Annotated in this window: 21 protein-coding genes and 1 riboswitch; of the genes, 10 read left to right on the top strand and 11 right to left on the bottom strand. The window is 71.9% G+C overall.

The genetic code is table 11. The annotated features are described in order from the left end of the window. Positions 1 to 93 precede the first annotated feature (93 nt). Positions 94 to 507 carry a DUF6069 family protein gene (locus ACFQV6_RS31185; protein WP_378031208.1) on the bottom strand — a complete coding sequence of 138 codons (414 nt, stop codon included), beginning with the start codon at positions 505 to 507 and terminating at the stop codon, positions 94 to 96. A gap of 127 nt (positions 508 to 634) precedes the next feature. On the opposite strand from ACFQV6_RS31185, the gene ACFQV6_RS31180 reads away from it, so the two are divergent. The 3 genes from ACFQV6_RS31180 (at position 635) to ACFQV6_RS31170 (ending at position 3,205) form a co-directional block, all read left to right on the top strand. After that, positions 635 to 1,876 carry a histidine kinase gene (locus ACFQV6_RS31180; RefSeq protein WP_378031207.1) on the top strand — a complete coding sequence of 414 codons (1,242 nt, stop codon included), beginning with the start codon at positions 635 to 637 and terminating at the stop codon, positions 1,874 to 1,876. Further along, positions 1,864 to 2,547 carry a response regulator gene (locus ACFQV6_RS31175; protein ID WP_378031206.1) on the top strand — a complete coding sequence of 228 codons (684 nt, stop codon included), beginning with the start codon at positions 1,864 to 1,866 and terminating at the stop codon, positions 2,545 to 2,547. The genes ACFQV6_RS31180 and ACFQV6_RS31175 overlap by 13 nt, the downstream gene beginning before the upstream one ends. Positions 2,548 to 2,807: 260 nt before the next feature. Further along, a riboswitch (guanidine-III (ykkC-III) riboswitch) is annotated at positions 2,808 to 2,877 on the top strand. Between the two features lie 13 nt (positions 2,878 to 2,890). After that, complete coding sequence (locus tag ACFQV6_RS31170) at positions 2,891 to 3,205, top strand: DMT family transporter (RefSeq protein WP_378031205.1); 315 nt, start codon at positions 2,891 to 2,893, stop codon at positions 3,203 to 3,205. A gap of 153 nt (positions 3,206 to 3,358) precedes the next feature. On the opposite strand, the gene ACFQV6_RS31165 is transcribed toward ACFQV6_RS31170, so the two are convergent. From ACFQV6_RS31165 to ACFQV6_RS31150, 4 genes are all read right to left on the bottom strand, one after another. Beyond that, positions 3,359 to 4,090: a hypothetical protein gene (locus tag ACFQV6_RS31165; protein ID WP_378031237.1), complete on the bottom strand. Its 732-nt coding sequence runs from the start codon at positions 4,088 to 4,090 to the stop codon at positions 3,359 to 3,361. A 192-nt stretch (positions 4,091 to 4,282) separates the two neighbouring features. Next, positions 4,283 to 4,993, bottom strand: a complete 711-nt coding sequence (locus tag ACFQV6_RS31160) for a VOC family protein (protein WP_378031204.1) — start codon at positions 4,991 to 4,993, stop codon at positions 4,283 to 4,285. A gap of 11 nt (positions 4,994 to 5,004) precedes the next feature. Beyond that, positions 5,005 to 5,865 (bottom strand): hypothetical protein, encoded by an 861-nt coding sequence (locus ACFQV6_RS31155; RefSeq protein WP_378031203.1) that lies wholly within the window; start codon positions 5,863 to 5,865, stop codon positions 5,005 to 5,007. A gap of 25 nt (positions 5,866 to 5,890) precedes the next feature. Continuing rightward, the gene (locus tag ACFQV6_RS31150) at positions 5,891 to 6,331 is read right to left on the bottom strand and encodes a MarR family transcriptional regulator (protein ID WP_378031202.1); all 441 of its coding nucleotides are present in this window, start codon (positions 6,329 to 6,331) and stop codon (positions 5,891 to 5,893) included. Between the two features lie 67 nt (positions 6,332 to 6,398). On the opposite strand from ACFQV6_RS31150, the gene ACFQV6_RS31145 reads away from it, so the two are divergent. From ACFQV6_RS31145 to ACFQV6_RS31135, 3 genes are all read left to right on the top strand, one after another. Further along, the gene (locus ACFQV6_RS31145) at positions 6,399 to 6,770 is read left to right on the top strand and encodes a 4-oxalocrotonate tautomerase family protein (protein WP_378031201.1); all 372 of its coding nucleotides are present in this window, start codon (positions 6,399 to 6,401) and stop codon (positions 6,768 to 6,770) included. A 51-nt stretch (positions 6,771 to 6,821) separates the two neighbouring features. Further along, a complete protein-coding gene (locus ACFQV6_RS31140) occupies positions 6,822 to 7,223 on the top strand; it encodes a type II toxin-antitoxin system VapC family toxin (RefSeq protein ID WP_378031200.1) in 402 nt (133 codons plus the stop codon). Between the two features lie 419 nt (positions 7,224 to 7,642). Then, positions 7,643 to 8,590: a tyrosine-type recombinase/integrase gene (locus ACFQV6_RS31135; RefSeq protein ID WP_378031199.1), complete on the top strand. Its 948-nt coding sequence runs from the start codon at positions 7,643 to 7,645 to the stop codon at positions 8,588 to 8,590. A gap of 25 nt (positions 8,591 to 8,615) precedes the next feature. Here the strand turns inward: ACFQV6_RS31135 and ACFQV6_RS31130 are convergent, their stop codons facing one another. Beyond that, a complete protein-coding gene (locus ACFQV6_RS31130; RefSeq protein ID WP_378031198.1) occupies positions 8,616 to 9,035 on the bottom strand; it encodes an organic hydroperoxide resistance protein in 420 nt (139 codons plus the stop codon). Then, entirely contained in the window at positions 9,032 to 9,481 is a 450-nt protein-coding gene (locus ACFQV6_RS31125; protein ID WP_378031197.1) for a MarR family winged helix-turn-helix transcriptional regulator, read from the bottom strand. The genes ACFQV6_RS31130 and ACFQV6_RS31125 overlap by 4 nt, the downstream gene beginning before the upstream one ends. Before the next feature lie 79 nt (positions 9,482 to 9,560). Here ACFQV6_RS31125 and ACFQV6_RS31120 point away from each other — a divergent pair, with 79 nt between their 5' ends. Beyond that, positions 9,561 to 10,064 (top strand): GNAT family N-acetyltransferase, encoded by a 504-nt coding sequence (locus ACFQV6_RS31120; RefSeq protein ID WP_378031196.1) that lies wholly within the window; start codon positions 9,561 to 9,563, stop codon positions 10,062 to 10,064. Here ACFQV6_RS31120 and ACFQV6_RS31115 read toward each other — a convergent pair. Beyond that, a complete protein-coding gene (locus ACFQV6_RS31115) occupies positions 10,061 to 10,834 on the bottom strand; it encodes an endonuclease/exonuclease/phosphatase family protein (RefSeq protein WP_378031195.1) in 774 nt (257 codons plus the stop codon). The two genes, ACFQV6_RS31120 and ACFQV6_RS31115, sit on opposite strands and share 4 nt — an antisense overlap. A gap of 119 nt (positions 10,835 to 10,953) precedes the next feature. Between ACFQV6_RS31115 and ACFQV6_RS31110 the strand changes: the two genes are divergently transcribed. Further along, on the top strand, positions 10,954 to 11,715 hold the full coding sequence (locus ACFQV6_RS31110) for a sulfite exporter TauE/SafE family protein (RefSeq protein ID WP_378031194.1): 762 nt from the start codon (positions 10,954 to 10,956) through the stop codon (positions 11,713 to 11,715). A 126-nt stretch (positions 11,716 to 11,841) separates the two neighbouring features. Beyond that, positions 11,842 to 12,318 carry a heme-degrading domain-containing protein gene (locus ACFQV6_RS31105; protein ID WP_378031193.1) on the top strand — a complete coding sequence of 159 codons (477 nt, stop codon included), beginning with the start codon at positions 11,842 to 11,844 and terminating at the stop codon, positions 12,316 to 12,318. An 88-nt stretch (positions 12,319 to 12,406) separates the two neighbouring features. Here ACFQV6_RS31105 and ACFQV6_RS31100 read toward each other — a convergent pair whose 3' ends face one another. From ACFQV6_RS31100 to ACFQV6_RS31090, 3 genes are all read right to left on the bottom strand, one after another. After that, positions 12,407 to 13,123: a VOC family protein gene (locus tag ACFQV6_RS31100; RefSeq protein ID WP_378031192.1), complete on the bottom strand. Its 717-nt coding sequence runs from the start codon at positions 13,121 to 13,123 to the stop codon at positions 12,407 to 12,409. 146 nt (positions 13,124 to 13,269) lie between these two features. Beyond that, the gene (locus ACFQV6_RS31095; RefSeq protein WP_378031191.1) at positions 13,270 to 13,803 is read right to left on the bottom strand and encodes a LuxR family transcriptional regulator; all 534 of its coding nucleotides are present in this window, start codon (positions 13,801 to 13,803) and stop codon (positions 13,270 to 13,272) included. Next, positions 13,800 to 16,481 carry a LuxR C-terminal-related transcriptional regulator gene (locus tag ACFQV6_RS31090; RefSeq protein ID WP_378031190.1) on the bottom strand — a complete coding sequence of 894 codons (2,682 nt, stop codon included), beginning with the start codon at positions 16,479 to 16,481 and terminating at the stop codon, positions 13,800 to 13,802. The genes ACFQV6_RS31095 and ACFQV6_RS31090 overlap by 4 nt, the downstream gene beginning before the upstream one ends. 177 nt (positions 16,482 to 16,658) lie before the next feature. On the opposite strand from ACFQV6_RS31090, the gene ACFQV6_RS31085 reads away from it, so the two are divergent. Next, on the top strand, positions 16,659 to 18,137 hold the full coding sequence (locus ACFQV6_RS31085; RefSeq protein ID WP_378031189.1) for a dynamin family protein: 1,479 nt from the start codon (positions 16,659 to 16,661) through the stop codon (positions 18,135 to 18,137). The last annotated feature ends 78 nt before the right edge of the window (positions 18,138 to 18,215 follow it).

Here is an 18,215-nt window from a genome sequence, read left to right as displayed (position 1 = left end):
GTCACCGAGCTACACCGCGACCTCACTGCCGGGCCGTGCCCGGCGGGGCGACCGCCGGGCGGAGCTGCCGGGTCAAGCCGCCGGGCGGCCCGCTCAGCGGCGGAAGCAGGGGCGGGGGAGCGCACCGATCAGCACCACGGCGACCACCGCGTGCAGAATGTCCAGCCCCACCACCGCGCTCGTACTCACCGCGTCCACCGGCCCCAGCAGCGACAGCCCGTAAACCACCGCCGCCACCACGGTCCACACCGTCCGGGCCCGCTTGGTGAACCGCTCCAGCACCGCCAGCAGCGCCCAGCCGGCCAGCGCGGCGACCAGTGCCGCCACCGCCACCGACGCCGCACCCACGGTCGTACCGGAGTGAAGGGCCAGATCGACCCCCGCGCCGTAGTGGATCACCAGATAGGCGGCCTCGGCCGCGGCCACCGCCGCTCCCGTCACCGCGAGCCGGTACTGCCTGATCGTCATCGTCCGGGTCTGTGCCGGGGCGTTCCTCGTGTCGGTCATGCCATTGAGCTTCGATGCCGGCGGCAGCAGCGCACATCGATCCACCGGCGCCACCGGCTACGACTTTGGTCGGTGGCCCGCCCGGCAGCGCGGACACTAGCCTGATCCACATGCAGGCAGGATCCCCATGCCGGTAACGGCAACCCTTCCCCGCCCAGTCGTGGCGGTGTCCACGGCCGCGATCGGCACCCTGACCGCCGTGGCCCTCTGGAGCGGCGCCGGCACCAACACCCTGCTCAACCTCGACATCACCCTGGCCGTGGCCGCCGTCCTGCTCGTACCCGTCTCGATGTACTGGCCACTGCCCGGAGCCCTGGCCCTGAGCGCCCTGGCCGCCCTGTCACCCGTGGTCACCCCCGCCGCCACCTTCGCCGCCCTCACCGTCGCCCGGCAGCGCCCACTGCGCCAGGCCGTCCTGGCCGCCGTCACCGGGGTCGCCGGCCACGCCGTACTCGGCCTGTGGCGCCCCAACCCCGGCCTGTCCTACCGCTGGTGGCTGCTGCTGATGGCCCTCGCGTACGCGGCCCTGCTCGGCTGGGGCACCTGGGCCCAGGCCCGCCAGGCCCTGGTCGACTCCCTGCACGAACGCGCCCGCCGCGCCGAGGCCGAACAGCAGCGCCGCGTCGCCGAGGCCCGCCTCGCCGAACGCACCCGGATGGCCCGCGAGATGCACGACGTCCTGGCCCACCGGCTCTCCCTGCTCGCCGTCTACGCCGGCGCCCTGGAGTACCGCCCCGACGCCCCACCGGAGAAACTCACCGAGGCCGCCGGCGTCATCCGCGCCGGCGTACACCAGGCCCTCGCCGAACTCCGAGAGGTCATCACCGTGCTACGCCAGAACCCCGGCGACGGCGACCCCGGCGGACCCTCCGGTCCCGGCCCCGACGACCCCGACGGACCACCCGGTCCCTCTCTGGACGACCTGCCCCGCCTGATGCGCGAGTCCCGCGACGCCGGCCTCAGCGTCGGCTTCGACGACCGGGTCGGCCTGCCCGCCGAGGCAGCCCCGGTAACCGGCCGCACCGCCTACCGGGTGGTCCAGGAGGCACTCACCAACGCCCGCAAACACGCCCCCGGCCGTCCCGTCCACGTCATCCTCGACGGCCTCCCCGGCGCCACCCTCTCCATAGACGTCCGCAACCCCCTCCCACCCGCCGGCGGCTACGACCCCCTCCCGCCGAATCCCGCCGTCTCCAGCTCCACCCCGCCGAATCCCGCCCTGAATCCCGCTCTGCCGGACCCCCTGCCAGGCGCCGGCCTAGGCCTTCTCGGACTCACCGAACGCCTAACCCTCGCCGGCGGCACCCTCACCCACACCACCACCGACGGCGAGTTCCACCTGCGCGCGGAGCTCCCATGGCGGACCTGACCCCACCCCCCGCACCCGACCTGCCCGAGGTACGGGTCGTGATCGTCGACGACGACCCCCTGGTCCGCGCCGGCCTCACGATGATGCTCGACGGCGCCGCCGGCATCACCGTGGTCACCACCCTGGCCGACGGCGACGAGGTCCCCGCCACCCTCGACAAACACCACGTCGACGTCATCCTCATGGACATCCGCATGCCCCGCGTCAACGGCATAGCCGCCACCCAGCGCGTACGCCGCCGCCCTCACCCACCCGAAGTCATCATGCTGACCACCTTCGACACCGACGAACACGTGGCCCGAGCCCTGCGCGCCGGAGCCGGCGGCTTCCTCCTCAAGGACACCCCACCGGACCGCATAGCCGCCGCCATCCGCACCGTGGCCGCCGGCGAGCCGATCCTCTCCCCAGCGGTGACCCGCCGCCTGATGGAACGCATAGCCGCCGGCTCCAGCACCTACGACCAGGCCCGCTCAGCCCTGGCCACCCTCAGCCCCCGCGAACGCGAAGTCGCCCTGGCGGTAGCCCGCGGCCACACCAACGCCCAGATAGCCACCACCCTCACCATGAGCGTCGCCACCGTGAAGGCCCACATCACCCACATCTTCACCAAACTCGACCTCAACAACCGCACCCAGATAGCCATGCTCGCCCACGACGCCGGCCTCCTCTGACCCCCGCCGAGTCCCGCACTACGAACGCGCCCTCACGCGTCCCCTCCCGCCCGAGACGACCCCCGGCGCCCGCCAAGGCCACCAGGCGCACACGGTGAGCTCCCGCCCGCCCGCACAGGCGCACACATTGAGGTTGCGTGTGCCCGGATCACTCCCATGGCGTGGCTAAAAACGCACGGACGCCGAACGTGTGCGCCTACTCCTGGTGAGACCGGCCACCACCAGCTGCCACCGCCGCCGCATGCTGGCTACTCTGAGAACGGCCCCGCCATCACGCGGCAGCCCCGGACGAGTTGCGTGTCGTACCCGGCCTGACAAGACGACCGCCGCGAGGTGAATCGTCATGGCCTGGCTGGTACTGGTCGTCTCCGGAATTCTCGAAACCGTCTGGGCAATCGCCCTCGACCGCAGCTCCGGCTTCACCCGCCCGCTGCCCACCGCCGTCTTCGGCGTAGCTCTACTCCTCAGCATGGCCGGCCTCGGCTACGCCCTGCGCACCATCCCGGTAGGCACCGGTTACGCCGTATGGGTAGGCATCGGCGCCGTAGGCACCGCCCTAGTAGGCATGTTCGCCCTCGGCGAATCCGCCAGCCTGCCCCGGATCATCTGCCTACTACTAGTGATCGTCGGCATCGTAGGCCTCAAGTACTTCCACTGACCCGCCGCACTGACCCGACCCGCGAGCCCACCTGGCCCGCGAGCCCACCTGACCCGCGAGCCCACCTGACCCGCGGGTCACACCGTCTCCGCTGCTTGCTGCTCCGCGGGCCCCCGACCCGCGGAGCACCTGCCGCGGGTCACACCGGCTCGGCTACTTGGCCTCGCCCAGCTCAGCCAACCGCGCCTCGATCTCGGCCAGCTCAGCCCGCAACCGCTGCGCCTGCTGCTCAGCCTCAGACCGTTCAGCCGTCAGGATCTGCTCGACCGCCTCCTGCACCCCCGGCACATCCACCAGCTGCACCATCCGCAACGCCTCAGCCGGGCGAATCACATAGGGCCGGGCCAGCGCTTTCGCACCCTGATTCGCAGCCACCGTCCACTCGCCGTCCCCATAGGCCAGGGTGACCGTGAGCGTCGGGCCCGGTTTCGTCTTCGCGGGTCGCGCCGCCTTGCGCGGTGCCGTCACGTCGTTACCTTCTCTGCTCGGCGCGGTCTTGCTGTCATCCTCGCTCTTGCGCTGAACGGGCGCCGCGGCGGGTTTCGGCGGGAGCGGCTTGTCGATCAGGAACTCGGGCCCGGACAGCACCGGCTCGGGCTCGACCGGGGCCGGAGGCGGCACCACCTTGCGCGCGGCCGCACCCTTGGGAGCCACCCGCAGGTCAGCGGGGGAGAAGGGCAACTCGTCGCGCCCGAACTTGACCACCAGCCACTCGTCGGACTCCGCCGGGTCGGTGAGCGTCACCACCTGCCCGATCTGCCCGGAGATCTGCCCCGCCGAGTCGGTGAACTGCACCCGCGGCTTACGCCCAGCGGCGACCTGCTCCCGGATCTGCTCCAGCTCCTCCGTGCTCAGCCCGCGGGCCTCCACGCCTGCCGCCGTCATCCCCACCACACCACACCTTCGAACGTTTGTATGAGAGCCCCTTTTCTACCAGCCCCCACCGACAAAAACCCGCAACGCGCCGATCGATCTTCACAAGCCGATCAAGCGAACAACCCGAGCGGAAGAAGCCGAGCGGAGGAAGCCAAGTGGAAGAAGCCAAGCAGAGGGAGCCGACCAGAGGAAGCCGACCAGTCACCGCCCGAACGGCGACCGCCCCGTAACGCAATACTCCCGCCCCGCCGGATCCCGCAACGTCGTCCAATCCCCGGGCACCCGCCGCACCACCACCGCCCCCAGCCCCACATGCCGCTCGACCTCAGCGTCCACGTCGTCACAGGCAAAATCGAAATGCACTCCCGCCACCCCCGGCCCGATTCGCTGTAGCAGCAACCTCAGCGGCATCCGCGCCGGCGACTCCAGGAACGAGAACTCCGGCAGATCCGACTCCCGCCGCTCCCACCCGGTGACCGCTGACCAGAACACCGACTCGCGCGGGTAGGCCACCGCCGGAATGTCCAGGCACAACTGATCCACCAGGCTGGTCTGCGGCCCCTCCCACCGCACCGCCTTCGGCAACTCCCGCTCCCCGTGCCACGACACCAGGCAGAACGCGATCCCCGCCGGCGACCGCAGCACCACCAGCCCCTCCTCGGCATGGGTCACCACCGCCCCCAGCCCGCACACCACCGACGCCGCCTCCTCCACATCGTCGACGTGCAGATCCAGATGCGCCCGCGCCGGCGGCTCACCGACAACCTGCACCCGCAGGCACGCATCCCCTTCCGCCGGCAGCAGCGTCGCGAACGCCCCACCCGGCCCCCGCCGCGCCGACAGCGTCGTCCCCGTCACCGCCAGCCAGAACGGCTCCGCCACCCGTGACGGTGTGTCCAAGAACCCGGTCACCCACCGTACGATCACGCCGGCACCCGCAGCACGGTGACGGCCTGCACCGTGGCGTACCCGCGCCACTCCACAGCCGCCGCCGCACTGTAGGCCGGGAAGTTGACAGCCCACCCGCCGTCCGGCTGCTGCTGACCCGCCAGCCGCCGCAGATCAGCCTCGACGGCATCCCCGCTGAACACCGCCCGCGACGGCGCACCCCGCTCCGGCGTGAAATCCAGCGGATACAGCACCTCGCCATCAGTGCCCGCCACCTCCGTAGGCCCGTCCAACCGGACGAACCCCGCAAACCTGTCCAACAGCCCAGCCGCCCGCGGATCGTCCCCGGCCACCGCATCCAAAAACCGCATCGAGAACATCAACTCGTACGCCGACGGTGTCTCGGTCATCGCCTCCAGGGTGGTCAGGCAGTACTCCGTCGCCCCGGTGAGCCACGGATGCCCCGCCAGACCGGCCCGGTGCGCATGCCCCGCCAGCTGCGTCGTCATCTGCAACGACGACACCGTCGCGTCAGCGCCCGTCCAATGCGGCGCACTGCCCCCGGTGTCCGCGAACGGCAGACTGAACGGCACCCCACCATCAGCCAGCGAACACGCAGTGAGCCAGTCGGCCAGCCGCACCGCCCGCCCGCCGACATCCCCGACCTCGGCGAACACCTCCAGCGCGTGCATCGCCGCCACCGGCTGACTCGTCACCGACCGCAGATCCGGCTCGAGCGCCCACCCGTAACCGCCATCGGCGTTGCGATAGGCGTCCAGCGCCCCGGCCACCGCCTCCGGCGACTCCTCACCGAGCAGATAGTGCAACCGGCGCCGGTCCAGCACCCGCGCATGGGTAGCCACGAACGACACCGCACCCCCGAGATCAAAATCCATGCGCCCATCCTGCCCGGTCAAGGCATCACCCGTCCGCGGCGAAGTACTGCTCATAGCGCAGCAACGTGTCGATGAACGCCCGCTGCTGCTCGGCGGTGAGCGGATCCAGGGCGTGCCGCCAGGCATGGGCACCGGGGGAGAGCCACTGCGAGATCGCCGGCCTGCTGTCCGCACTGATGTCGATGATGCGCCGCCGCCGGTCCGCCTCGTCCTCGCGCCGCACCAGGACGCCCTTACGGGTCAGGTCGCCCACGATCAGGCTCACCGTGGTCGGGGCGACACCCAGCTTCGCGGCCAGCTCGGACACCGTCATCGGGCCGTCCAGCAGCAGCAGCGAGAACAGTGACAGGTGCCGGGGAGCCAGATCCAGACCGCGCAGCTGCTCCGGCGGGGGGATCCGCTTCACCCGGCCGACCAGGCGCGGCATCACCAGCAGCAGCTCCCGGACCGCGGCCTCCGTTGACACTGCACCCACCTCCGGATTAGCTTTGCTAGCAAAGACTTTGTAGTCAAAACCGTTCCGGGAGATTCTAGTGCCGCACCTGACCCTCCACGCCGCCGAAACCGACCTCACCGGCCGCGAGGAGAAACTGATCGCCAGCCTCACCGACGCGATCACCACCGTCTACGGCGACTGGGCACGCCCGATCGCCGTCGTCCACCTCGTCGGCGTGCCGGCCGGACGCTGGGGCATCGGGGGAGTAACAGCCGAAACACCCGCACCCACCATCACCTTCGGCATCAAGGAGGAAGCCTTCACCCGCCCCGGCGCCGTCGAACGCCTCGCCAAAGAGGTCACCGGCGCGGTCGCCACGGTCCTTGGCTCCCACCTGCACGACAAAATCACCATCAACTTCATCGGTACGCTCCCGGGGCGCACCGCCACCGGCGGCTCCCTCAGCTGATCAACTCAGTCCGCAGGGGAGCGGCGCACCAATGTGGATACGCTGATCGGCATGGCGCGCTACGTCATCGACGCACCGACACTGCTGCACCTGATCGACAACGAGCTTCCGATCGACCCCGCCCACCAGCTCGTGGCGCCGAACAGCATCCGCTCCGAGGCCCTTCAACTGCTCCTCGACGAGGTCAGGCGGGGGGAGCGGACCGAACGCGCGGCTTTGGCGGTGCACGAGCGCATCACCGAGACGAAGATGCGGCTGCTCGGTGATCGGGTGTCGCGCGGTACGGCGTGGCGGATCGCCCGCGAGCACGACTGGGAGACCCTGCGCGACGCGGAGTACTTGGCGGTGGCCCGGTTGCAGGCCGACGCCTTGATGACCGTCGACCCGGATCTGGCCGCGAAGGCCGAAAGCGTCGTCCCCGTCGTAGGCCTGGAACTGCTCCTCGCTCAGTAAATTTGCCAGGTCGATAATGAGCATTATGTCAACCAACCTCTGAGAGGGCCTCCCTGAGAGGGTTCCGCGACCCCCGCCAACCCGCAACATCGCACCCTGCGCACGGGCGGCTCCGTGGCGGTGGGCCTGTTGTCGCGGGTCCGGCTGGCTTCCAGTGCTGCCTCAGCCGGCTGGAGACAACACTGGGAAGCCAGGCGGCACGCCGCTCTGACTGCCTCACACGGCGATCTTGATGCGCTGGGAGGCTTCCCTCTCCCTCAGGCAACGAACGCAGAGCAACGGACTCAGAGCAACGGACTCAGAGCACCCCCAACGCAGAGCAACGATGTGGGCGGTTTCGGCGCCAAGATTCATCGCGGCAGCAGATCAACGAGCCGCCGACCAGCACGAATCACGATAAATGCTGCATAATAGTCCTTATGCAGCATGCTTCGGTAGCTGAGTTGATCGACGAATTCCTGGCGGCCCGTGCCACCAGGAAGCCCTCGGCGCACACGCTTTCTGCGTACCGTCGCGATCTGCATCTGGTGTTGCAATCGGTCGAACCCGCCCCGGTGACGGTGAGTGACCTATCCCCTCGCGTCTTGCGCGGTGCCTTTGCGCGGTTTGCCGCCGACCGCGCCCCCGCCTCGGTCTCCCGTGCCTGGTCGTCCTGGAACGCGTTCTTCACTTTCCTGGTCACCGAAGGTGTGGTGGCGGGTAACCCGATGCCGGCGGTGGCCAAGCCGCGGCAGACGGCCCTCTCCCCCAAGCCGTTGCGGGGTGAGGACACGCCGGAGATGTTGTTACGCACGGTGAGCACGGCGGATGAGCGGCAGCGGGATCCGTGGCCGGAGCGGGATCTGCTGGTGCTGGCGCTGGCGTTGTGTGCGGGTCTGCGGCTGTCGGAGATGCTGGCGTTGCGGGTGGGTTCGGTGTCGGGGCGTGACGGTGAGCGGCGGGTGGAGGTGGCCGGTAAGGGTGGGCGGCCGCGCACGGTGCCGATCGATGGTGGGCTGGATGCGGCGGTGGGGCGTTATCTGGATTCGCGGCGGGTGCGGTTCGGGCGGGTTCAGCCGGCCGCTCCCCTGCTGGTTGATCGGCGGGGTGAGCCGTTGCAGCGTGGTGGCCTGCAGTATCTAGTGCGGGCGTGTTACCGGCGGGCGGGTATCGGTGATCGGGTGCCGCGGGGTGCGCAGTTGCACGCGTTGCGGCACACGTTCGCGACGCGGCTGGCGGAGGACGGTGCGAACGCGTCGGAGATCATGCGGTTGCTGGGGCATGCGTCGCTGGCGACGTCGCAGAGTTATATCGATGTGACGGCGGAGCAGCAGCGGGCGGCGGTCCAGGCGAACCGGACGAATCGGGTTCTGCGCGAGCTTGCCTAGGAGGACCGCCGCCAGAACGGCTGTTTCAGGCCAGGTTGATCTGCACGTCGACGTTGCCGCGGGTGGCGTTGGAGTAGGGGCAGAGCTGGTGTGCCGCGTCCAGGAGTGCCTTGGCGGCTGCCTCGTCGAGGCCGGGCAGTTCCGCTTCGATGGTGACGGAGAGGCCGAAGCCGCCGGTGGCCAGCGGGCCGATGCCGACATCGACGGTCAGCGCGGTGTCGGTGAGGGTGAGCTTCTGGGCGCTGGCGACGCGCTTGAGGGCGCTGTGGAAGCAGGCGGCGTATCCGGCGGCGAACAGCTGCTCGGGGTTGGTGAGGGCGCCGCCGGGGCCGCCCATCTCCTGGGGGACGGCGAGGTCGAAGTCGAGGACGCCGTCGCTGGAGCGGACGTGGCCGTTGCGGCCGTCTCCGGTGGCGGTGGCGGAGGCGGTGTAGAGGGCGGTCATGTGTGGGTTTCTCCCTGGGGAACGGTGGTTTTGCCGCGGGCGCGGCTCAGCAGGTGGTGCAGTTGGGTGAGCTCGTCGAGGGTGAGCCCGGTGGCGCAGACGAGGCGCTGGGTGAGGTCGCCGATCTGCTCGCGCAGGGCGGTGCCGGCCTCGGTGAGGTGGATCCAGACGACGCGTTCGTCGTGGGCGCCGCGTTCGCGGCGGAGGTGGCCCTGTGTTTCGAGGCGTTTGAGCAGGGGCGAGAGGGTGCCGCTGTCGAGCTCGAGGGTGCGGCCGAGGTCACGGACGGTAGTGGGGCCGTCGTGCCAGAGGATGCGGAGCACCAGGTATTGCGGGTAGGTGAGGTGGTGCGGGTCGAGCAGCTGCCGGTAGAGGGCGGTCATGCCGCGGCTGGCCGCATAGAGCTGAAAACAGATCATGTCGTCCAGCGCGGTGCTGTCTCGCATGGATGAAAAGGTAGTACCCAATTAAGTTGTGCACAACTGTTTGGTGCTGTGGATCACCACGTTGTGTGATCATGCCGGGATGTCGTCGATCCGTTTCCTGAAGCTCTCCCCCGCCACCCTCGCGGCGCTGGTCGCCGGCGACCTGGAGGGCGCCAGTGCTCTCGCCGGGCACCCGCTCACCCCGTACCTGGTCGAGGAGAAATGGCTGTGGGACATCCGCCTGGAGGACATCGGCCGCAACCCGGCCGCCGCTGACTGGATCGCCCGCGCCGCGATCACCGAACCGGAGGGGATCGTCGTCGGGCACGGCGGGTTCCACGGGCCGCCGGACGACGACGGGATCGTCGAGGTGGCCTACTCGGTGGATCCGGCCCACCGGCGGCGCGGCCACGCCAGGGCGATGCTCGCCGAACTGCTGCGCCGGGCCGACGCGGATCCGGCGGTGACGGCGGTGCGGGCCAGCATCCGGCCGGACAACGTGGCGTCGCGGGCGACGATCGCCGGGTTCGGGTTCAAGAAGATCGGCGAGCAGTGGGACCAGGAGGACGGCCTGGAGGACGTGTACCTGCGCGCGGCTGGTTAGCGGTCCAGGCGTACGACGAGCGGGCGATGATCGGAGACGCCCACCCGCGGCGTGCGCACCTGCACCACCCGGCCCAGCCCGCCCGCACCGCGCGGATCCGCCACGACGTGGTCCAGCTGCGTCTTCGGCGCCGGGCTGGGGAACGTGGCGGCCCTCGCGAGAGGCCGCCACCCGGTGAAGGCGCGGACCGGCCCGGCCGGCATGTTGAGATCACCGAGCAGGACGCGGGGCGCGGGCAGGGCGCGCAACGCACGCACGGCGTGGCGCAACTGCCGGACATTCCATCCCGGTACGAAGGACAAATGTGTCGTGGCCACCGTCAACAGTCCGTGCGGAGTCTCCACCACCGCCGCCAGCAGCACCCGCGGCTCGTCACGCAGCAGCAGCAGGCCGCCGTCGGGCACGTACACCGGTGAGCGCATCGGCGAGGCCGGCAACTGGGTGATCTGCCAGCGCTGCACCGGGTAGCGGCTGACGAGCGCGATGCCGTACTGCGGATGGGCGATGTCGGCACCGGAGTGCCACGGCTGCCAGGTGTGACCCGGAGTACCCACCACCGCGGCGGCGAACCGATGAGACTTGGCGCCGAGAGCGTCCGCGGCGAGAACGGTCAGATCCAGCAGGTCGCTGCGCGGCTGGGCGCGATCCACCTCCTGCAGGCCCAGCACGTCGGCGTCGAGGTCGGCGATCGCGGCGGCGATCCGGCCGGCGTGTACGGTGCCGTCGGACAGGGATCTGCCGTGCAGCATATTGAAGGTGGCCAGGCGCACAGGGCCGACCATAGCCAACGGGGAGAGTGAATGTTCTTCAAGGCGTTGTGTTGCGTCCTGACACTCCTGATCATCGGGGCGTCGCTCGGTGCCTGGCTGCAGAAGGCCCGGGGCCGCCGGTGATCGTCACGCTGCTGGTGGCGGCGGCCGCGGCCGGCTGGGTGGACGCGGTGGTCGGCGGCGGCGGGTTGCTGCTGCTGCCCGCTCTGCTGCTGGCCGCGCCGCAGCTGCACCCGGCGACCGCGCTGGGCACCAACAAGCTCGCGGCGATCTGCGGTACGAGCACGGCGGCGGTGGCGTACGCCCGGCGCACGAAGATCGACTGGGGGGTGGCGGGGCCGGCGGCGGCGCTGGCACTCGTCTGCTCCGGCTGCGGTGCGGCGCTGGCGGGGGGCATTCCGGCGAACGCGTACCGGCCGGTGATCATCGGGGTGCTGGTGGCGGTGGCGGTGTTCGTGACCGTACGCCCGCAGATGGGCCTCGCCGAGCACATGGAGAAGCGCACACCGTGGCGGCGCGGCATCGCGGTGGCCGTGACGGGTGGCCTGATCGCCGCCTACGACGGACTCATCGGTCCCGGCACCGGCACGTTCCTGGTCCTGGCGTTCACCACGATCGTCGGCGCCGACTTCGTGCACGGCTCCGCCATGGCGAAGATCGTCAACACCGCCACCAACCTGGGCGCCCTGGTCGTCTTCGCCGCCACCGGCCACGTCGCCTGGCTGCTCGGCGCCGGCATGGCCGTCTGCAACGTGGCCGGCGCCCTGATCGGCGCCCGGATGGCGCTGAGCCGAGGGGCCGGGTTCGTCCGTATCGTTCTGCTGGTCGTGGTGCTGGCCCTGATCGCCCGCCTCGGCTACCTCCAGTGGCAGGAGTCCTGACCCCCATCCGGACCGCTGCTCCCCCACCCAGCCCGCCGGCACTGCGGGTCAGGGACGTTCCGGTCCGGTGATCTTCGGATGCCGGGTGGCCGCACCGGCGTCGGCGCGACCCGCCACAATGACGGCATGAGCGAGGAACTGCAGAAGCTGATCGCCACCATCGAGGAACAGGAAAACCGCCTGGTCTTCTCCCGCTTCGACGAGACCGACGCCTGGGCAGTCGGCAGCCTCCTCGTCGGCCTGGCCACCGGGCGGCAACTACCGGTCGCCATCGACATCCGCCGCGGCGAGCAGCAGCTGTTCCACGCCGCCCTGCCCGGCGCCACCGCCGACAACGACGCCTGGATCACCCGCAAGGTCCGCGTCGTGAACCGCTTCGCCGCGTCCTCCTACCTGGTGGGCCGCCGCCTGGCCGCGGGCGGCAAGACCCTCGGGCCGGATGTGGGCGTCGACCCGGCCCTCTACGCCGCCCACGGAGGAGCCTTTCCGGTACGGGTGACGGGCGCCGGCGTCGTCGCCGTCATCACGGTCTCCGGCCTCCCCCAGGCCGACGACCACGCCCTCGTCGTCGAAGCCCTCGAAACCTTCCTCGCCCAGCCCTGAGCTCCCCGCCCGTCGCCCCACCTCACCATGGCCTGGGCGTGGCCGCCGTGCCCCGGCTCAAGATCTTGGCCGGGGCACGGTGCCGCACCTAGGACAGCGCTGCCGAAAGGTCGGTAGCGGCCTCGAACGCGGCAGCAGCCCGGGTGGCTTCGTCCGCGCTCAGAACGACCCGGCCGACCCGGGCCAGCATCTCGGCCGCCGTGGCCGGATCGTTCAGGACCATCGCCACCTCAGCGCGGTAGACGAGCACCTCCACCACCGCGACCGGGTCGTCATCTGCCTCGGGACGGGCCAGCGCACTGTCAAGAATCCGAGCCGCCTGCCGGGCGTCCCCTCGGGAGTCGGCCTGCACGACGGCGTTCGCCATCGCCTTGCCCAGCCGTCCGGCCGGCGCCGGGGCAGCCGGGGCAGCCGGGGTGTTCTGGAAGAAGCGGATCCAGTTGCCGCCGGGATCGATGACGCTGAAGCCGCTCATCCCGTCGACATTCTTCCGCGCCCGGGGCCGGGTCATCCGCGGCGTTCCGGAGACCAGCACCTTGCCGTACGCGGCGCGCATTCCCGCCGCGAAAGCCCGGTACATCTGTCCCGTGTCGGAGGTCAGCACGATGCACGAACCGTAGGAATCCGCCGGATCGAACCCCGCGATCTCGAAGAATTGCAGATTCAGATCTTCACGCTGCAATCCCGCGCACGCATAGGGTTTGCGCTGCTGGTAGGTGGTGTGGAAACCGAGCACCTGGTAAAAGGCGACGATGTCGTCGATGGACGCGCAGGGCAGCAGGGGAACGGTTACCTCGTTGGTCACCCGTACTTCGTAGCCGCCGTGAACAGGCCCACGCACATGGAAATAGCCGATCATCGGCCACGGGCAACCGAACGGCCGATACAGCGCTGATCCACCGGCGGCCCTACCGGCAGTTGCAGGATCTCGCCCAGGCGACGCGGGGTTGGCTATTCGGGCTGGCGCTGGCGCTGGCGCAGGTAGGCGAGTACGGCTTCGCGGGTGGTGCGGACGCCGAACATGGCCCGGGCCTCGGCGATACGGCGGTTGGCGGTGCGCAGGGAGAGGAATTCGGCGGCGGCCGCCGCGGCGATGGTGTCGCCGGCGGCGAGGCGGTCGAGCAGGGCACGCTGTTCGGGGATGAGGTTGGCGACGGCTTCGGTGCCGTCGAGGCCGCTGTTGACCGGGCCGAGGCGGCTGAGGTCGTCGACGAGGGCGCGCCCGGCCGGTGATTCGGTGTCGCAGATCGCCACCACACCGGCGCCGCGGGCCGCGGCCAGGACCGCGAGCTGCACGGTTTCGGTGTCGTCGTCGGCGATCCGGCCGTGCAGCAGGAGGCGGGCGACGCCCACGTCCCAGGACGGGTCGGGCAGGGCGAACCCGGCACGCGGCGTCCAGCCTTCCCGGGCCAGGCGGCGCAGGACCGTCTCGGCATCGGCTGAGGTGGCGACCACATGGCGTGGAGCGTCGGGCTGTTTGATCACCGGCCATCCTCGCTGTTGTCGAAGGGTTCGGGGGCGAAGGCCAGGGCGGCGGCCTCGGTACGCGTACGGGCGCCGAGCTTGCGCATGCTCGCCCGGATGTGCGTGTCGACGGTCTCGGCCGAGATACCCAGCTGCCCGGCGATCCGGCGGGTCGGCTCGCCGGCCGCGACCAGCCGCAGCACGTCGGTCTCCCGCTGGGTGAGCCGGCCACCGGAGCGCGGGCTACGAGTATCGCGGTGGATCTGGTGCCGGCGCAGCCCCCTGCGGGCCCGGCCGGCCAGCACGGCGAGCCCGGCCCGGTCGGCGAGTTGTTCGGCGTGCAGCAGAGCGGCGATGGCGCGGTCCCGGTCGGGTTCGGTCAGCCCGGCCGCGATCAGGCACCTGACCTGCTCGCGCAGCGCCACGGTCTGCCAGCCGTCGGCCGCCGCGGTGAAACCGGAGCCGACCGCCCAGGCGGTCAGGGTCCGCCGGGCGGCGCCGGGCAGGCCGACCGGCACGGCGGAGGTTCCCGGTGTGCCGAGGTCGTGGCCCGCCCACTGTGCGGTGATCGCGTGCAGGCCGGCGAGCAGGCCGGTCCCGGTGGCGTGCGGGTCGTGGACCGCCCGGTCCGGCTGGCCGTCGAGCCAGGCGGCCTCACGGGCCACCCAGGCCGGGGCCGGGTGTGCGGGTGAAGTGCCGAGCCGGGCGCGGGCCGCGGCGAGCAGCCCGGTGTCGGCCTCGATCAGGGCGGTGGCGGCTGTCGCGTAGGCACGGGCCTCGGCAGGAAGCGCCCGGTCGGTGAGGTTGGCCGCCCGGCGCAGGACGCCTTCCGCGCCGTCCCACGGAAGGTCGGCGGGTGCCGCGGCCGGAGCAGCAGACGGAGCAGCGGACGGGATGAGCGCACCGAAGTCAGGCCCGGCGAGAGGGTCAGACAGCTCGAAGGCAGGGACGTCGGAAGCAGAGACGCCGGCAGCGGGGGCATCGGCAGGGACAGCGCCGGGCGGGGCGGTCGCGGGCAGCCCCAGGTGGTGCCCGTGCAGGGCCAGGGCCCAGTCGGCAGCCGCCAGGAACCGGGTCTGCCACCCGTACGCGAGGGCCTCCCCGCTGCTCTGCGCCGCCCGCGTGGCCGCCCGCGCCGAATCGACGAGCCGCCCGTCCGCGGCGAGGTGCTCCACCAGCAGCCACGCACTCCACCGGGTCACCAGCGGATCGCCGCCCGGCTCGGACGCCTGCGCCAGCCCGGTGTCCCAGCCCGGCAGGCGATGAGCCGCCCGCACCGCCGCGAGCGCCGCCGCGATTCCGGCCGACGGCTCCGGATGCCGTACCGCGATCTTGTCGGCCAGGTCCCGCGCCGACATCGGCTCGATCGCCAGCGCGGCCAGCAGCAGCACCCGGTCTCGTGCCGCGACCACAGCGGCAGCCGCGGCGTCCGGGACGAGCCGCACCGATTCCCGGGCCGCCGCCGCGTCACCGGCCTGCAGCAACGCCTCACCGCGCAGCACCGCCGCCTCCAGCGCGAGCGGCGCGGCGGAAACGAGCAGCGGCGCGGCGGAATCGAGTGGCGCGTCGGCGGGAGGCGAGGCCGCGGACGTGACGGTCACCGCGAGGGGGCGCAACACCTCGGCCGCGTCATCGGGCCGGCCCGCCGCCAGGGCCGCGTCGGCGGCGGCGAGCCGCACGCGAGGGTCGGCAGGCACGTCCAGGGCGCAGGCGAACAGCAGCAGGGCGGCACGTTCGGCGCCGGCCAGGCGGTCGGCCGCGGTGAGAGCTTTGCGGTACGCCCCGGCGGTGTCCCCGGCCGCCGCCAGGTGCCGGGCTGCCTCCGCGGCGGGGGTCAGCTCGGCGAGCCGCAGGTGCAGGTCGGTCCGGGCGGCCGGGTCGAGCAGGCCGGCCGCCGTCTCGGCGACGTAGGCCGACACCGGCAGCAGCGCACCGGTCGCCTCCGCCGTGACCAGGCCGCTGGCGAGCAGGTCGGCGGCGCCGGTGCCGAGCAGGGCGGGCGGTGCCGGGCGGCCGAGCAGTCCGAGCGCCGCCAGGGCGGTCCGGGCGGGCCGGGGCAGGTCGGCGAGGGCGGCGGCTATCGCGTACGCCACCTGGTCGATGTCCTCACCGACGGGAGCGCGGCCGGCCGCGGCCTGCCGGGCCAGCGCGATGATCGCCAGGGGGTTGCCGCCGGCGCGGGCGACGACCGCCGCGGCCGAGGCGTCGTCGAGGCGGGCCGCGGTCTGCCGGGCCAGTACGGCGGCCGACACCGGGTCCAGGGGCGGCACCGGCAGCCAGGCGGTGGCGGCGGCGCGCAGGCCGGCGAAGGCGTCGCCGGGCAGGCGGTGCGGGGTACGCACGGCGACCAGCACCCGGCACGTGCGGGCGATGTGCGGCAGCGCCGCGACGGTGGCGGCGTCCACGTGCTGGAGGTCGTCGATGACCAGCAGGCCACCGCGGACCCGGGACCGGACCGCCTCGGCGAGAAGGTGCACGTCGTCGGCGGGCAGCCGGGCCCGCACCGCCCGGGACAGGGCGAGGGCCGGCACGGCCGACAGCATCGCCAGGCCACCACCGATGTACGCGGGGCCGGGCACCGATCCGGCGATCCTGCGCAGCAGCGTGCTGCGCCCGCATCCGGGCGGGCCGGTCAGCACGACGAGCGCGGGCCCCTGGCGCAGCGCATCGCGGGCGGCCACCTCCGGCTCGTCCGCCACCTGCGCTCCCCCCTCACTGGCACGAACTCGGGATCCCCGTCACGACCCCGGCATCCGTAGGCTGTGCTGCGGCAGGTGATGGTCCTGCCACTGCTGCGACGGAAAGGCCCCCCTCGTGACGACGACAGCCGCGGTACGCACATTGTCGCCGACATTGTGCTGCACTGACGAGTCGTGGTGACCGGGCCACTCACCACCGGCGTCGCGACTCTCTGTCACGAGATCGTCACGAAGATCTCCCCCGATGCTGGTGGCCAGGTACAACAGATCGGTGACCGTCTCTCAGACCCACTACGCGTAGCGATCGCGGGCCGCCTGAAAGCCGGAAAGTCGACACTAGTCAACGCCCTGATCGGCCGCCGCGTCGCCCCCACCGCCGCCGGCGAGTGCACCCGGGTGGTGACCCGCTTCCGGTACGGGGCCGCCGACTGCATCCACGTGGTGACCCGCGACGGTGAGCGGCGCAGCCTCCCGCTCGACGACGACGGCATGGTCCCGGGCCGGCTCGGTGTGCCCGCCGCCCGGATCGCGTATGTGGATGTCACCCTGACCAGCGACCGGCTGCGTGACCTGACCGTGGTGGACACCCCCGGGCTGGCCTCGACCGACGTGGCCGGCAGCGCCCGCGCCGAGGAGGCGGTCGGTATCGACCCCGACTCGGCCGGCGAGGTCGCCGCCGCCGAGGCCGTGATCTACGTGTTCACCCAGGCGGTGCGCGCCGACGACCTGCGGGCCCTGGAGGCGTTCCACGCGGCGTCGGCCCGGATGGCGACCAGCCCGATCAACGCGATCGGAGTCCTCGGCAAGGTGGACACCCTGACCGGCGGCGCGGACGACCCGTGGCCCGTCGCCGGGCCCCTGGCTGTCCAGCAGGCGGCGCTGCTCGCCCGTACCGTCGGTGATGTCGTGCCGGTGGCAGGCCTGCTGGCCGAGACCGCCGAAGCGGGACGTCTCACCGGCGCCGACCGCGACGCGCTCGCCCGGCTGGCCACCCTGGAGGCCGCGGAATTGACCCTGCTGCTGGTCTCCGCCGACCTGTTCCGGACCCGCGCCGCGCCGGTCGGTGCCGACCAGCGCGACCGGCTGCTCACCCGCCTCGACCTGTACGGCATCGGCTTCGCCTGCGCGCAGCTGGCCGCCGACCCGAAACTGGGCACCGGTGAGCTGGTGCGGCGGCTGCACGCCGCGTCCGGTTTCGCCCGGCTGCGCGACACGGTGGACCAGACGTTCCGCTGGCGTTCCGACGCGATCAAGGCCGGCTGGGCGCTGACCCGGCTCGAGCGCCTGGCCGGCTACACGGCCGACCCGAAGGCCCGCGCCACCATCCGCGACGCCCTGGAAGCGGCCCTGCGCGACCCGGCCTACCACCGGCTGCGGCTGCTCGACGCCGCGCAGCGTGCCGCCGGCGGCTCGGTGCCGCTGCCCGCCGACTGGGAACAGGAGCTGATCCGGCTGGCCACCTCCGACGACGCCCGCTGGATCCTGCGGCTGCCCGAGGCCGGCCCGGGTGAGCTGGCCGCGGCCGCGATCAGCGCGGCGGGACGCTGGCGGGCGTACGCGGTCGACGGCGCGGGCCCGGCGCAGGCGCGTATCGCCCAGGTCGCTCATCGCGGCTTCCACCTGCTCTCCAGGGAGGTGGCGTCATCAGCGACCTGACTGTTCAACTGGACTCCGCGGTCCGCGACACGCTGTCCTACCTGCGTACCGCCGACCCGGACGCGGCCGCCGACCTGG

This window comes from Actinoplanes sp. GCM10030250 (assembly GCF_042666575.1).
In the GTDB taxonomy this organism is placed as follows: domain Bacteria; phylum Actinomycetota; class Actinomycetes; order Mycobacteriales; family Micromonosporaceae; genus Actinoplanes.
This window is presented reverse-complemented; position numbering and strand designations above follow the sequence as displayed.